A 14,700-nucleotide genomic window follows, 5' to 3' on the forward strand; every position below is an offset into this window, starting at 1 on the left:
GTACAAGGCTGGTATGACATCATTGGAGAAAAAACCATAGCTGATGCAATTCTGGATAGACTCATACATCAATCTCACCGACTCGAATTACATGGAGAATCTATGAGAAAGAAAAGAGGAATAAACAAAGGGTAATATTTTAAGTATATTTGAACACTAATTAACAGATGAAAAAAAGTAGTTTTTGATGTAAAATGTAGGTGGTCATTTTGCTCCGGAATTAGGTGGTCATTTTGAATTGGAATCAGGTGCTCACTTTAAATTGGAATTGGGTGGTCAATATCACTGGAATTTGCAGTAGGCTACCTAAATATTTGTTAAGAAAGTTAATTACTTTAATAATTTGCTATAGCTCTTATTTTAGTTTCATCTTTTGAGTAAATACCAAAATCTTTTATTAATCCTTTTGATTTTAATTTAGTTAACAATTCTCTATTGAAAATATTATCAATAAAAACTGGTTTATGCTGTTTTAAAAATAATTCACTATGATAATGTCCAATACCTTTTACCAAAGAAATAATGTTTTCATTACTAAATTCAGCAAAATACATATTAATTAACCGAGTTTTATTTTCAGTAGAATCTAAACTTTGTACGATGTTTTCAATTGTATTGAAATCAAATTCAATTTTTACAGATTTACTAATGATAATTTCTCCAACTTTCTTTGCAATATTTTTATGCTCAAAAATTGTTTGTTCATCTAATTTAGAGATAAACTTAAATCTATTTTCAATTGTAATTTTATCAGATTTAAGTAGCATTACAATATCATCTTTATCAATTTCAAAATCTTCAAATTTTTCATAGAATTTGTTGAAATTTTTTTCAATTAATGTTATGTGATGATTTGGAAAATGTTCCCTTAATAAATCGTAATTTGCTTTAGTTGTAGTAAGAATCATATTAGTTAAAACAACTATCTTGTCTTCATTCAAATTTTCAAATCCTAATTTATTATATCTAAAATAAATACTTTTTAATATTTTTCGATAAGTGTCATCAGTAATGTCATTACGCAATAAAAGACTTCCTTCGAATTTTTCATTCTCTTTTAATAACTTAACTTTTGATAATTCTGTATTAACATTTTCAAACTCTAAAAACTGAATTAGATTTTCGTTTATTGTGTCTTCAGATGAAGTGTAATAATCTAATAAGTTATACCATTTTGGAATTACTTTGTTATTTAATAATAGTTGTGATTTGATTTCTATATCGCTGATTTTCTTTAAATCAGAAATTTTAGTTTCAGTTTTTTTTATTATTTTGATTTTTAAATTTTTACTTAATTCTATGCTATGATTTAAGAGTTTAATTAAATTCTCCTCTTCTTCAATTTTATTTTCTTCTATCTTCAAATATACATTTTCAATATAAATAGCAATATTTAAACCAACGTATGAAATTAATGGTTCACAGTCTGATTTTAGTATTGTAGAATAATTAGAACGAATGAAATCTTCTTTTTTACTTTCCTTTCCAAATAATAAGAACATTTGTAAAAGATTATCTTTGTTTATTGAGTAAAGGTTATTCTTATACACATACTCAAACAATTCTTCTGTTACTTCACTTGGATTATCTAATTTTTCAAATTCAACATCTAGTTCCTTTAGGAGTTGGGTTATTTTATCATAATAATCGGTTTCACTTGAATTTTTAATTAATGAAAGAAAGTTTGATCTTTCTCCAATTTCAGTTCTTAATGAGTCTTTGTTTTGACTTTTCAAAATTGTTTCATTTTTTGAAAACCTAATGATAAGATCTAGGTATTTAGTTACCCTATCCTCACTATACTTACTTTGCGAATAAATAAAGTCCCAAAAATCTGTCCAATTCTCTACCAATTTTTCAATGAAAATTTCAATTGGTCTATCTTCATTTTTAATGTATTCATCTACAAACTGTATTGACTTTTCTTTTTCGTTACTTAACAATTGAATTATTGAATCATATTTGTTGGAATATGTATTGTAGTTGTTTCCTAAATAATCTAATAAATCAAAGTTTAATATTGTTTCTCTGTCAAAATACTTCCCATCGATTTTCTCAACTAAATTTTCAATTTTATATAATTTAAAACTGAATTCTGTAGAGTTTCCACTCATAACATTTCTTCTGAAATACAAATCATCTTTTGTTATTGATACTTCGTGAAATAAAGAGATATAGTCGTTGTAGTTTTCATTGATATAACCATTCAAAATAAAATTCCTCAATAAACCATTATTCGAAAAACCGTTTAGGTATTCGTTAATATCAACTTCATGGAATATTTTTTTTAAATCCCAATTTTCGATTTCTGATTTCTTTGTTTTCAATTTATCAATTTCCCTCTTCAACAAATCAACTCTATTGTTGTGCTTTGATTCGATTAGTTTAACTCTTTGCTGATAAGTGTAATTTGGATTGACATTTTTTTCAATTTCTGAAAAAATATATTTTAATTTTGTATTACCTGATTCTGAATATAAAGTTCCATTATAATGATTGTAATTAGTATAAAAGATATTTTCAGTTAATAGGTTTTCAAAACCATTATCTTCTAATAATTCATCAATTTTAATATTATATAATGCAGTTCTTGCAGGAAGTTTTGATAAAACTTCATTTATATATACTGCCCTTAATTCCGTAATATCTCTTGGTGAGTGATTTTCAATATCTTCTATTTGAGATTTCTTAAGTTCAATTTCAGCATCTATTTTATTGATGAATTTCTTTATGTAACTTCTCTTATTTTTGATTAACTCATATAACTTCCCTTCTTTTTTGTTGAGCATCGTAAAGTCTTTGGGGTCAATATTTTTATAAGTTATCATCGCAAATAACTCATCATTTTTCGTAATGAATTCAGGCTTTAACGTTTTTCTATAGATTACAAATTCGTGGAATATATTTGTAAGTAAACGCATGTCAATATCATCAATAAAAGTAGTTACATCGGATATAAATTCTTTGGTAAATATACTTTCCTCTAATCCAGATTCCTTAATTAATGTTCTTAACTGTTCATCAGCGTTTGATGAATTAATAAAAGGAATAACAGGAATTATGTATTCAAAGAATTTTACTCTTTCCTTTTTATCATCAAATAAATCATCCCCAACGGCATAAACAAAATTGATTTCTCTTTCTATGAGTTTTGAATTATTCAATAGTATATTAATTTCTCTAAGTTTTGTAAATATATCAGTACTATCAAATCTATCTAAATCTTCAATCAAAACTACATTATACCCAGTTACTTCAAAAAAATATAAAATTTCCTCTAAATGTTCATTAAAAACTGATTTATTTACATTATCCCCTAATTCTAATTCTCCTTTTATGTTTACTTTATTGATTTTGGAGTTACTGAATAATTTTATAATTAATTTTGATAATAAACCTAAACCTATAAATGCTATTACAAATACGAATAGAGCAAACCAGTCAAAACTATCTTTAGTACTCCAATTTTCTGGACTAATTTTATCTAAATAATCGTACTTTAATAGTAAAACAGAACTTGAAATCCACAAAATAAAACCGATTGATATACTCCAAATTTTCCAATCAGGAATATTAATAATTCTTTTAAAACGAGATTCAGGAATTTCTTCTGGTTTAACGTGATAGAATATTTGTTGTAAAATACTAACTTCTAATAACCTTTCTAATTCTTCTTTATGTTCTTTTTTCTCAGCTACTGTTAACGTATCATCACTCTTTTTTTTATTAAAAGAAGCTAATGAAATATTTAAGAATTTGTATTTAGGATTTAGCTCTTTAAATGTTCCAATTATTGTACTCTTTCCCGAGCCGTATCCACCAGTGAGTGCAATATTATTAATACCCTTTGTATCTATTGTTTCATTTAGTTTATCTAAATAAGGCTGAATCTTTTCGATATCTAAGACATTTGTTAAAACCTTTGGAGCAAGCGAACTAGTTAAAGTATTCGGCTTCTTAACTTCTTCCTTTTTAGATGCAAATAGATTATGTAGATAATTTTTCATAGAGCGAAATTTATGTTGCCTAAGCAAATATAACATCTTATTGTTATAAATAAATAAACTTCAGTTAATGAGAAAAAAAAGACAAATTAAAGTATCATTTTGTGCATTGATTTTATTAGTGTCTTTACTGAGAATAAGTGGTGTAACCGAATATGGGATAAGAATAGTACAAATTACTATGTAGTTGGGCTCTTTTTTTAACATTAAAAAAATGGAAATTTTACAGGGATAAGTATTGGCAGTTAAAAATTTTTGAGTTGTAAAAATATGTCTTCCCCTCCTTTAATTTTGTATTTGGCTTTAATCCGCTAGATAAATCAATCTTAAAAATGGAAATGAATGCTAATGTATTTTCTAAGAGAGTAAATAGATTAAAAATTTACTCTCGTTTTATTTTTGAGAGTAAAATTTGTCCTTGTTCATTTCTACGGTTATACTATCGTTGAATTCAGTCGTAATATAAGTTGAATAATTTTCAATGTTTAAATTCGATTAGTCTAAAATGTTTCGGATTTTCTCAACTTCTATAGTAAGTACTGCAACACATTTATTATCACTGCTACCTAAGGTCAAACAATTCCCTTAACTGCCACTTTGTAATAATCTTACCGATTGCAAAAGATATTTGTCCATAAATCCTGCAAAGCGTAGGAATACAGAATAATAAAATATTCAAATCATGGGAAATCAAGTTAAAAAAGTAGTGTTGGTATTGGCTGTACTATCAACAATTAGTGCGATGGCACAGGGAGACGGTTCAGCTGGTATCACTGAAGCCACTCAAATGGTTACGTCCTATTTCGATCCTGCCACACAACTCATCTATGCTATTGGAGCCGTGGTAGGTCTCATTGGAGGGGTTAAAGTGTACGGCAAGTTCAGTAGCGGAGACCCCGATACAAGCAAGACTGCAGCAAGCTGGTTCGGTGCCTGTATCTTCTTGATTGTTGCGGCTACTATTTTGCGTTCATTCTTTCTTTAATCCCTTGCCTTATGAATTACAATATCAACAAAGGCATCGGAAGAACGGTAGAGTTTAAAGGGTTGAAAGCACAATACCTGTTCATATTCGCAGGCGGACTGCTAGGAACGCTTATTCTGGTCATGATACTTTACATGGCCGGGGTCAATTCCTACATCTGCCTGTTTCTTGGAACTGGTGGTGCTTCGCTGATAGTATGGCAGACCTTTTCACTGAACAAAAAGTATGGAGAACATGGTCTGATGAAAATCGGTGCAAGAAAAAGGCATCCTCGTTACATCATCTGTCGCAAGCCTGTACATCGCTATTTAAAGTTCACCCCTAAATCGAATGCCGTATGAGGAATGTAGCCAAGACCACAACGTTGGAAAATAAGTTTCCATTACTAGCGGTAGAAAACAACTGTATCCTGTCAAAGGATGCAGACATTACGGCCTGTTTTGAAGTGCGTTTGCCGGAACTGTTTACGGTAGCTTCTGCGGAATACGAAGCCATTCATTCTGCTTGGCACAAAGCCATCAAGACGTTGCCCGACTATACCGTTATCCATAAACAGGACTGGTATATTAAGGAAAATTATGCACCCGATATTGCTGATGACGGTTTGAGCTTTTTGGGCAAATCCTACCAACAGCATTTTAACGAACGTCCTTTTCTTAACCATTATTGCTACCTGTTCCTGACTAAAACCACTAAGGAAAGAATGCGTACGCAGAGTAATTTTTCATCACTTTGTAAAGGTGCTCTCATACCAAAAGAAATCAGGGATAAGGAAGCGATTCATCGTTTTATGGAAGCGGTTGCACAGTTTGAGCGTATTGCAAATGACAGCGGATTTATCGGGTTACGACGCCTAACGGAAGAAGATATCATCGGTACGGATGAAAAACAAGGATTATTGGAACAGTATTTAACGCTGTCAAGGAAAGCCGTAACACCAATGCAGGATATAGCAATCGGAGCTGAAGAAGTGCGCGTTGGTAACAAAAGATTGTGCCTGCACACTTTATCCGATACGGACGATCTGCCTTCAACTGTATCAGCAGATACCCGTTATGAAAAACTATCTACCGACCGGAGTGACTGTCGTTTGTCGTTTGCTGCTCCCGTGGGATTGCTCTTAAACTGCAATCATATCTACAACCAATATCTGTTTTTGGATAACAGCGAAGACAACCTGCAAAAGTTTGAGAAGTCCGCAAGGAATATGCACTCACTGGCTCGATACAGTCGTGCCAACCAGATCAATAAAGAATGGATAGAGCGGTACCTGAACGAAGCACACAGTTTTGGACTGTCGTCCATCAGAGCACACTTTAACGTTATGGCTTGGTCGGATGACCCTAGCGAATTCAAACAGCTAAAGAATGATAGCGGTAGTGCTTTGGCACTGATGGAATGCAAACCCCGCCATAATACCACCGATGTGGCTACGCTCTACTGGGCAGGAATGCCTGGAAATGCCGGAGATTTTCCAAGTGAAGAAAGCTTTTACACGTTCATTGAACCCGCATTGTGCTTCTTTACTGAAGAAACCAATTATCATAATTCGCCATCACCATTTGGTATCAAGATGGCAGACCGTCTGACTGGAAAACCTATCCATCTTGACATTTCCGACCTGCCGATGAAGCGAGGTATTATCACGAACCGAAACAAGTTTATATTGGGTCCTTCGGGAAGCGGTAAATCTTTCTTTACCAACCACATGGTTAGGCAATACTACGAGCAAGGCGCACACGTTCTGCTGGTAGATACGGGTAACTCATATCAGGGATTATGTGAACTTATCAAAGGAAAAACCAAAGGCGAAGACGGGGTTTACTTCACTTATACAGAAGACAATCCTATTGCCTTCAATCCATTCTATACCGATGATGGAGTGTTTGACATAGAGAAAAGAGAAAGTGTCAAAACCCTGATACTTACACTTTGGAAACGTGATGATGAACCACCAACCCGTTCCGAAGAAGTGGCATTATCCAATGCGGTAAGTGGTTATATAGAGCGTATCAAACAGAATGATGCATATCCTTCATTCAATGGTTTCTATGAGTATGTGCAGGGCGATTATCGTAAAGTACTACAAGAAAAAAAGGTCAGGGAAAAAGACTTTGACATCGCTAATTTTTTGAACGTACTGGAACCTTACTACAAAGGAGGTGAATACGATTACCTGCTCAATTCCGATAAGCAGCTAGACCTGCTTTCCAAACGCTTCATTGTGTTTGAAATTGATGCGATCAAAGACCATAAAATTCTCTTTCCAATTGTGACTATCATCATCATGGAGGTGTTCATTAACAAGATGAGACGATTGAAAGGTATCCGCAAACTCATTCTGATTGAAGAGGCTTGGAAAGCGATTGCTAAAGAGGGAATGGCAGAATATATAAAGTACCTCTTTAAAACGGTCAGGAAGTTTTTCGGAGAAGCCATAGTAGTAACGCAAGAGGTAGATGACATCATCCAATCACCCATCGTCAAGGAAAGTATCATCAACAATTCCGATTGTAAAATCCTGCTCGACCAGCGCAAGTACATGAACAAGTTTGATGACATACAGGCAATGCTTGGCTTGTCTGATAAAGAAAAGGCACAGGTACTTTCCATCAATATGAATAATGACCCATCACGGCTCTACAAGGAAGTTTGGATTGGTTTGGGTGGAACCCATTCTGCAGTTTATGCCACAGAAGTGTCCGTTGAAGAATATCTCGCCTATACCACCGAGGAAACGGAGAAAATGGAGGTGATGAAGCTTGCCGGTGAACTAGATGGAAATGTAGAGCACGCTATCAAACGGATAGCCCTACAAAGAAGAGAAAAGTAAATACAATTATTAATCATTTAAAAATCGAAGAACAATGAAAAAAATACTATTCATGGTGTTGACAGCACTAATATTGGCTGTAGTACCGTCCGCAAAAGCCCAATGGGTGGTTACAGACCCCACAAATCTGGCTCAGGGAATTGTTAACAGTGCCAATGAAATGGTACAGACTTCATCCACGGTATCCAATGTTATTAAAAATTTCAAGGAAGTGGAAAAGGTATATAAACAGGGCAAAGAATACTATGATAAGTTGCAAGCTGTCAACAATTTGGTGAAAGATGCCCGTAAGGTGCAGCAGACAGTACTGCTGGTTGGCGATGTTTCCGAAATGTATGTTCAGAATTTTGGCAAAATGATGAACGATCCCAATTTTTCTCCTCAGGAATTGATGGCTATCGCCAATGGTTATGCAGCACTGCTCAACGAAAGTACAGCACTGCTGAAAGAGCTCAAACAGATCGTAAGCTCTTCCAGTTTGTCATTGAATGACAAAGAACGTATGGATATTATTGACCGTGTGTACAAAGAAGTGAAGGAATACCACAGCCTTGTACGCTATTACACGAACAAAAATATCTCAGTAAGTTTTCTAAGGGCAAAAAAGCAGAACAATACTAAAAGAGTATTCGAACTCTACGGAACAGCTAACCAAAAATACTGGTAAGTTATGGAATTTAATAATCTTCACGAGGTTCTGCGCTCCTTGTACGATGAGATGATGCCACTGTCCGCAGATATGGCGGCAGTGGCTAAAGGAGTGGCTGGTCTGGGAGCTTTGTTCTATGTAGCTATTAAAGTATGGCAGGCACTAAGCCGTGCAGAGCCTATTGATATGTACCCTCTGCTCCGTCCTTTTGCATTGGGTCTTTGTATTATGTTTTTCCCGACCATGGTACTTGGAACCATCAATGCAGTGCTAAGCCCAGTGGTGCAGGGGACACATGCCATTCTCGAAAATCAGGTTCTTGACCTGAACGATTTGCAGGAAAAAAAAGATCTGCTGGAGCGTGAGGCAATGCTCCGCAACCCTGAAACCGCGTATCTGGCATCGAACGAAGAGTTCGATAAAAAACTGGAAGAACTGGGTTGGTCGCCATCTGATTTGGTCACGATGTCGGGCATGTATATGGAAAGAGGGATGCACAGCATTGAGCAGTCCGTAAAAAACTGGTTCAGGGAATTGCTGGAAATTCTATTTCAGGCAGCTGCTCTAGTAATTGACACCATACGTACTTTCTTTTTAATTGTGTTGTCCATTTTGGGTCCGATAGCTTTTGCTATATCGGTTTGGGATGGTTTTCAATCCACACTTTCGCAATGGCTTACTCGATACGTTAGTGTATATCTATGGCTACCCGTTGCCGACCTGTTCAGCTGCATGCTTGCCAAGATACAATCCCTGATTATAGAAAGGGATATCGAAATGCTTGCTGACCCGACTTTCATTCCCGATACGTCAAATACCGTGTATGTGATTTTTATGATCATTGGCATTGTGGGATATTTTACTATCCCAACCGTGACAGGCTGGATTATTCAGGCTGGTGGGGCAGGGAATTTTACTCGTAATGTAAACCAAACCGCAATGAAAGCCGGAAATATTGCTGGAGCCGGAGCTGGCTCGGCAGCAGGAAATATTGGCGGGCAATTACTCAAATAATGTAGAACGATTAATCAGTAAAAAATGGAATTTAAAACGCTAAGAAATATCGAAAACAGTTTTCGCCAAATCAGGTTGTACGCTCTTGTATTTGCCGTTCTCTGCATCAGTGTTGCAGGATATGCAGTATGGCAATCTTACCGCTTTGCAGAAGAACAGCGCCAGAAGATCTATGTACTGGACAATGGCAAATCACTAATGCTGGCACTTGCACAGGATGCGTCCATCAACCGACCGGTCGAAGCAAGGGAACATGTAAGACGTTTTCACGAACTGTTCTTTACGCTGGCTCCCGATAAAAATGCTATCGAAAGTAATATGAGCCGGGCGTTTAACCTTGCCGATAAAAGTGCTTTTGATTATTACAAAGACCTTTCGGAAAAGGGATATTACAACCGTATTATATCGGGCAACGTACAGCAACGTATCGAAGTAGATAGTGTGGTCTGCAATTTCGACACCTATCCCTATGCGGCACGTACCTATGCCAGACAGTTCATCATCCGTTCCAGTAATGTGACCAAACGTAATCTGGTTACTTCCTGTTTTCTTGTGAACTCTGTCCGTTCGGACAATAACCCGCAGGGCTTCAATATCGAAAAGTTTACTGTTGTGGAAAACAAAGATATAGAGGTCATTGAACGCTAAAAACGTAGGATATGAAAAAATTACGAACTGATATGGACAATTGGTTTGAGAAACTGGATGAACGTTGGCGAACACTGCCTTTAAGAAAACAGCACAAGTACACGCTTTACTTTTTTGCGGGGTATCTGTTGCTTAGCGCAGGGGTTATTTTCAAAGTATGGTATGATACCAGCAAGTCCAATAACGATATGGTCATTGAGCATATCGAAAATCCTGTTTTCAAAAAGAAATGAAGTCCTGCACTCTTGCAGGATACAGTATCAACAATTTTAAAAAATGACATTCATGAAAGAAAATGAGAATAAAAAAACGGTTGTTCGGGTAACGGAAGGTAACCCAGCAGCAACCGAAGATGTTTTGCAAGAAAGTACACAGAACAAAGCCCAAAAGCTTAAAAAACCACTTATATTCGGTTTGATGGGTGTTGTGTTCATCGGCTGTATGTACTTGATATTTAAACCGTCTTCCGAGAAAAAGGAAATCGATAAAATCGGACTGAACGAGGTTGTACCTCAGGCTACTGGCGCAGGAATGCCTGCCGATAAGGGTAAGGCATACGAGGAGGAAATGCTAGAACGTAAGAATCAGGAAAAGAGGAACGCTCTCACATCTCTTTCTGATTACTGGAATACCGACGAAAATGTAGAAGCGGAGGAGGAGCTACCTAAAGAAGAAGAAAGCTACAGCAGTGCCAACGGATCTGGAAAACAAAGTAATCCCGCTTTAAACAGTTACCGCAACGTGCAAAGCACATTAGGCTCTTTCTATAAGGACGATAATTCTGAGACGCAGGAACTCCGCAAGCAATTGGAAGAATTAAAGGAAAAACTGGCTGAGAAAGACGTTCCAGCCAAAGTAACGGTTGATGATCAATTAGCATTGATGGAGAAATCCTATCAGATGGCTGCAAAATATCTTCCTTCAGGTACAAATATGGGGGAAGTTGTACCTGCCAATGATGCTGTTTCTAAGTCGTCTTCATCTACACAAAAAGAGCAGTTCGTGGCATTCACTTCTGCAAGAAAGAACACCGTATCTGCCTTGTACCGTGAGCCTAACGATAGTGCCTTTTTAGCAGATTGGAGTCAAAACAAGAACAGCGGTTTTTATACTGCCAGTGCTTTAGAACAAGTGGTACAACCCAAAAACAGTATTAAAGCCTGTGTACAGGAAACGCAGACCATTATTGGTGAAACTGGAGTACGATTACGGTTACTGGAACCCGCCCAAACGCCTAATCGTAGCATTCCCAAAGGAACAATTTTAACGGCTAATGCCAAACTTGAGGGAGGACGTTTACAGCTCAAAGTTACTTCCATAGAACTGGACGGAAATATCCTCCCGGTTGATATTACGGTTTATGATCTGGACGGTCAGCAGGGTTTGTATGTGCCGTATTCGCCCGAAATGAATGCCCTTGGCGAAATGGCTGGCAATATGAGCCAGCAATCCGGGACGAGCCTGATGCTTACCCAATCGGCAGGACAACAGGTTGCCGCTGATTTGAGCCGTGGTGTAGTACAGGGCATTTCGGGCTATTTCTCCAAAAAAGTGAAGACACCGAAAGTTACCTTAAAGGCAGGGCATCAACTGTTCCTTGTTTCCAAAAAATAATGTTAAACATAAATAGAATTAAACAATGAAAAATTACTTAAAAACCTTTTGGGCATTTGCCATGATTATTGGCTTTGCAGTATCCTCTTTTGCACAGGACAGCGCAATAACTCCTCTTGCTTTGGGTAAGATAGAACCGTACCTTATGAAAGTTACTTATGACAAGACTTCGCATCTGATTTTCCCGACCGCTATCCGCTACGTGGATCTGGGCAGTGAATACTTGATTGCAGGAAAAGCAGAAGATGCCGAAAATGTACTACGTGTAAAAGCATCGGTAAAAGAATTTGAACCGGAAACCAATTTTTCGGTAATTACCAATGACGGCCATTTTTACAGTTTCAATGTGAATTACAGCTCATCCCCGGAGGTGTTGAGTTATGACCTGCTAACAATGCAAAAGACAGAGGACAAGGCTAATGGAAGTGATGTACTTTTTGAAGAGTTGGGTAACAACTCACCATCTCTGGCAGGCTTGTTACTGGAAACAATTTACAAAAACGATAAAAGCATTGTAAAGCATATCGGGGCGAAAAGTTTCGGCATACAGTTTCTCCTGAAAGGAATTTACATCCATAATGGTAAATACTATTTCCATACGGAACTCGCAAACCGTACCAATGTTCCTTTCCAGATTGATTTTATAAATTTCAAAGTGATGGATAAAAAGATTGCCAAGCGAACCGTGGTGCAGGAAAGACCAATGATGCCATTACGCACTTACAAGCCGCTGGACGAGATTGGTGGGAAAATGACCGAACAAAATGTGTTTCTGTTGAATCAGTTTACCATTGCCGATGACAAAGTGTTATTAATTGAGATTTTCGAGAAGAATGGGGGCAGAAATCAAACACTTCAGATAGAAAATTCAGATTTGATCAAGGCTCGCTTGATTAACAATATGCATCTAAAATTTTAGTAATCCATTAAACGTAATAACAGAAAAATGAAAAAGTATATTTATACGATGATGTTTGCCTTTATGGGTATTACTATCGCACAGGCACAACGAATGTTGCCTAAACAGAAAGGATTGGAAGTAAACGCAGGAACTCTATCTAATAATAATCCTAGCAGGAACTACTACTTTAATATAGGTATGACCGTAAACGGTAACAACGGCAATTATAAGCTTTGGGCTTTGGAATATACCCATCAATATTATGGATACAAAGATCTCGGTATACCGAACGAAACCTATACAGCCGAAGGCGGTTACAGTTTCTTCCTGCTGGGTGATACCCGTAAGAACATTACCCTGAATGCAGCAATAACTGGTATACTGGGTTATGAAAGCATTAACCGTGGCGAAGCTTTGTTGTATGACGGGGCAAAAATACTGACTGAGGACAATTTCATTTACGGGGCAGGCGGACGGCTGTCTTTTGAAACATACTTGTCCGACCGTTTTGTGATGATTCTTCAGGGTCGCACAAAAGTTTTGTGGGGTACGGATCTGGAACAGTTCCGACCTTCAGCCGGTCTGGGATTGAGGATTAACTTTTAACTTTTAAAATATAAAACAATGATAGCATTTTTCAATAAATTCAAAATTGGCTTACTGCCAATGTATGTATTATTGGCAATCCTGATAAATTCTGTTACATCCTGTGGCAAAGACGAATTGGAAATACAAGATGATTTCCCTTTTGAGGTAAAGGTGATGCCAGTACCCAAAGAAATTGCTAATGGCAATTCCGTTGAGATTAGGCTTACGATACAGCCAACCGGTAATTACAGTAACACACAATATTTTATTCGTTACTTCCAATTTGACGGACAAGGAACTTTGCATTATTACGATGAACCTCCGTATCTGCCCAACGATTTGTATCCGTTGCGGGCTAAGCAATTCAGGTTGTATTATACTTCGGGCTCCACCGTCTCCCAATCCTTTGATGTATGGATTTCGGATAATTTCGGGAACGAAAGGCAGTTGAACTTTGAGTTTAACAGTAGCGATTAACTGCCAGGTATTCGTTTACGTTTATATTATAAACATTTGCATTTAATCACAACCCGAAGTTGATCTTCGGGTTGTTTCATTTCCTGTTTTCCAGACGTATCTATAATACAAACATTGGATAACTCCATAAACCTTACTATCTTTAAATAAAATATAGAAAAAAGACTTTACGAAAGAGGATATTATTTCAGTGATAAAGTAATTTAACTGCATTCCTATGAAAGATGTTATAGCACGTACCAATAGATTTTATATCGAAATGTCCCGAAGAGTACTTTCTGAAAAGGAATATGATGTATTGCTGAAGCTCCTGATAGAAAAAATGACACTACAGGAAGTGGCCTCCATTTATGGGGTCACCGGTGAAAGCATCCGCCAAATTTACGAAAGTACATATAAAAAAGTACAGAGCGTAACCCAGTTACTTGCTGAAATTGAATACTATAAGCAAAAATTAGAACAGTTAAAATATGACTTTAAATGCGAGACCAAGCAAATCAAAAAAAGTAAAAATAATACTGAAATTGTCCTGCATATAATGCTTTATGAAAGCCATTTTCCTTTTAGTAAGAGAATGCATAACATGTTCGAGGTTTTGGATATTCAAACCATAGGACAACTAGCCGAAATACCTCTAAAAAGTTTTGGGTGTTTCAGGGGATTTAAAGAACAGTGCAAAAAAGAACTGACCGCATTTATAGAGTTTGAAAACATTGAACATCTTTTTGAGGGTTTTTCTGTGTGGAAAAAACAGCCAATCCAGTAATTTGGAATGACAGAAAATCCAGTTATAGTAAGGCGACGTTCTTTTGCTTCTTTTCTTTGGTGGCTGATGTGGAAAGAAAAGAAGTCGGCTGAAACAACGAAAGGGATAATGAATATCCCTTAGAAATAAGATTCCAACCTGTTTGGTAAAATGCGGAGTGAGGAAGTGCGAAAGGTGCATTTTGGTAAAGTGGTTGCACCGATTTGGCGCAAAAAGACTGT

General features: G+C 36.4%; 14 protein-coding genes. 13 read left to right on the forward strand and 1 reads right to left on the reverse strand.

The annotated features are described in order from the left end of the window. Window positions 1-135, forward strand: a 135-nt coding sequence (locus E0F89_RS16435; protein WP_165930002.1) for an ATP-binding protein, incomplete at its 5' end; no start/stop codon positions are given. Between the two features lie 200 nt (window positions 136-335). On the opposite strand, the gene E0F89_RS16440 is transcribed toward E0F89_RS16435, so the two are convergent. Beyond that, window positions 336-4,007: a YobI family P-loop NTPase gene (locus tag E0F89_RS16440; protein WP_131910814.1), complete on the reverse strand. Its 3,672-nt coding sequence runs from the start codon at window positions 4,005-4,007 to the stop codon at window positions 336-338. Between the two features lie 679 nt (window positions 4,008-4,686). Here E0F89_RS16440 and E0F89_RS16445 point away from each other — a divergent pair. The 12 genes from E0F89_RS16445 to E0F89_RS16500 all read left to right on the forward strand — a co-directional run bounded on the left by E0F89_RS16445 (window position 4,687) and on the right by E0F89_RS16500 (window position 14,479). Next, window positions 4,687-4,989 (forward strand): DUF4134 domain-containing protein, encoded by a 303-nt coding sequence (locus E0F89_RS16445; RefSeq protein WP_131910815.1) that lies wholly within the window; start codon window positions 4,687-4,689, stop codon window positions 4,987-4,989. An 11-nt stretch (window positions 4,990-5,000) separates the two neighbouring features. Then, window positions 5,001-5,330, forward strand: a complete 330-nt coding sequence (locus tag E0F89_RS16450) for a DUF4133 domain-containing protein (protein WP_131910816.1) — start codon at window positions 5,001-5,003, stop codon at window positions 5,328-5,330. Beyond that, window positions 5,327-7,822: a TraG family conjugative transposon ATPase gene (locus tag E0F89_RS16455; RefSeq protein WP_131910817.1), complete on the forward strand. Its 2,496-nt coding sequence runs from the start codon at window positions 5,327-5,329 to the stop codon at window positions 7,820-7,822. The genes E0F89_RS16450 and E0F89_RS16455 overlap by 4 nt, the downstream gene beginning before the upstream one ends. 34 nt (window positions 7,823-7,856) lie before the next feature. Then, window positions 7,857-8,489 (forward strand): DUF4141 domain-containing protein, encoded by a 633-nt coding sequence (locus E0F89_RS16460; protein WP_131910818.1) that lies wholly within the window; start codon window positions 7,857-7,859, stop codon window positions 8,487-8,489. Between the two features lie 3 nt (window positions 8,490-8,492). After that, window positions 8,493-9,485 (forward strand): conjugative transposon protein TraJ, encoded by a 993-nt coding sequence (gene traJ / locus E0F89_RS16465; RefSeq protein ID WP_131910819.1) that lies wholly within the window; start codon window positions 8,493-8,495, stop codon window positions 9,483-9,485. Between the two features lie 24 nt (window positions 9,486-9,509). Beyond that, window positions 9,510-10,133, forward strand: a complete 624-nt coding sequence (gene traK, locus E0F89_RS16470; RefSeq protein ID WP_131910820.1) for a conjugative transposon protein TraK — start codon at window positions 9,510-9,512, stop codon at window positions 10,131-10,133. 11 nt (window positions 10,134-10,144) lie between these two features. Further along, window positions 10,145-10,366 carry a nitrogen regulatory IIA protein gene (locus E0F89_RS16475; protein WP_442899841.1) on the forward strand — a complete coding sequence of 74 codons (222 nt, stop codon included), beginning with the start codon at window positions 10,145-10,147 and terminating at the stop codon, window positions 10,364-10,366. Between the two features lie 52 nt (window positions 10,367-10,418). Further along, entirely contained in the window at window positions 10,419-11,747 is a 1,329-nt protein-coding gene (gene traM, locus E0F89_RS16480) for a conjugative transposon protein TraM (RefSeq protein WP_131910821.1), read from the forward strand. Window positions 11,748-11,772: 25 nt separating this feature from the next. Next, a complete protein-coding gene (gene traN, locus E0F89_RS16485) occupies window positions 11,773-12,666 on the forward strand; it encodes a conjugative transposon protein TraN (protein WP_131910822.1) in 894 nt (297 codons plus the stop codon). A 27-nt stretch (window positions 12,667-12,693) separates the two neighbouring features. After that, window positions 12,694-13,254: a conjugal transfer protein TraO gene (locus E0F89_RS16490; protein ID WP_131910823.1), complete on the forward strand. Its 561-nt coding sequence runs from the start codon at window positions 12,694-12,696 to the stop codon at window positions 13,252-13,254. An 18-nt stretch (window positions 13,255-13,272) separates the two neighbouring features. Beyond that, complete coding sequence (locus E0F89_RS16495) at window positions 13,273-13,713, forward strand: DUF3872 domain-containing protein (RefSeq protein ID WP_131910824.1); 441 nt, start codon at window positions 13,273-13,275, stop codon at window positions 13,711-13,713. Between the two features lie 217 nt (window positions 13,714-13,930). Next, a complete protein-coding gene (locus E0F89_RS16500) occupies window positions 13,931-14,479 on the forward strand; it encodes a sigma factor-like helix-turn-helix DNA-binding protein (RefSeq protein WP_131910825.1) in 549 nt (182 codons plus the stop codon). Window positions 14,480-14,700 lie beyond the last annotated feature (221 nt).

The sequence above is a fragment of the Flavobacterium caseinilyticum genome, from assembly GCF_004349085.1.
In the GTDB taxonomy this organism is placed as follows: domain Bacteria; phylum Bacteroidota; class Bacteroidia; order Flavobacteriales; family Flavobacteriaceae; genus Flavobacterium; species Flavobacterium caseinilyticum.

What these genes read in the sequence shown, in the direction of transcription:
- E0F89_RS16440 (WP_131910814.1), bottom strand. Translation starts at nt 4,007, where the DNA reads ATGAAAAATTATCTACATAATCTATTTGCATCTAAAAAGGAAGAAGTT.
- E0F89_RS16445 (WP_131910815.1), top strand. Translation starts at nt 4,687, where the DNA reads ATGGGAAATCAAGTTAAAAAAGTAGTGTTGGTATTGGCTGTACTATCA.
- E0F89_RS16450 (WP_131910816.1), top strand. Translation starts at nt 5,001, where the DNA reads ATGAATTACAATATCAACAAAGGCATCGGAAGAACGGTAGAGTTTAAA.
- E0F89_RS16455 (WP_131910817.1), top strand. Translation starts at nt 5,327, where the DNA reads ATGAGGAATGTAGCCAAGACCACAACGTTGGAAAATAAGTTTCCATTA.
- E0F89_RS16460 (WP_131910818.1), top strand. Translation starts at nt 7,857, where the DNA reads ATGAAAAAAATACTATTCATGGTGTTGACAGCACTAATATTGGCTGTA.
- traJ (WP_131910819.1), top strand. Translation starts at nt 8,493, where the DNA reads ATGGAATTTAATAATCTTCACGAGGTTCTGCGCTCCTTGTACGATGAG.
- traK (WP_131910820.1), top strand. Translation starts at nt 9,510, where the DNA reads ATGGAATTTAAAACGCTAAGAAATATCGAAAACAGTTTTCGCCAAATC.
- E0F89_RS16475 (WP_442899841.1), top strand. Translation starts at nt 10,145, where the DNA reads ATGAAAAAATTACGAACTGATATGGACAATTGGTTTGAGAAACTGGAT.
- traM (WP_131910821.1), top strand. Translation starts at nt 10,419, where the DNA reads ATGAAAGAAAATGAGAATAAAAAAACGGTTGTTCGGGTAACGGAAGGT.
- traN (WP_131910822.1), top strand. Translation starts at nt 11,773, where the DNA reads ATGAAAAATTACTTAAAAACCTTTTGGGCATTTGCCATGATTATTGGC.
- E0F89_RS16490 (WP_131910823.1), top strand. Translation starts at nt 12,694, where the DNA reads ATGAAAAAGTATATTTATACGATGATGTTTGCCTTTATGGGTATTACT.
- E0F89_RS16495 (WP_131910824.1), top strand. Translation starts at nt 13,273, where the DNA reads ATGATAGCATTTTTCAATAAATTCAAAATTGGCTTACTGCCAATGTAT.
- E0F89_RS16500 (WP_131910825.1), top strand. Translation starts at nt 13,931, where the DNA reads ATGAAAGATGTTATAGCACGTACCAATAGATTTTATATCGAAATGTCC.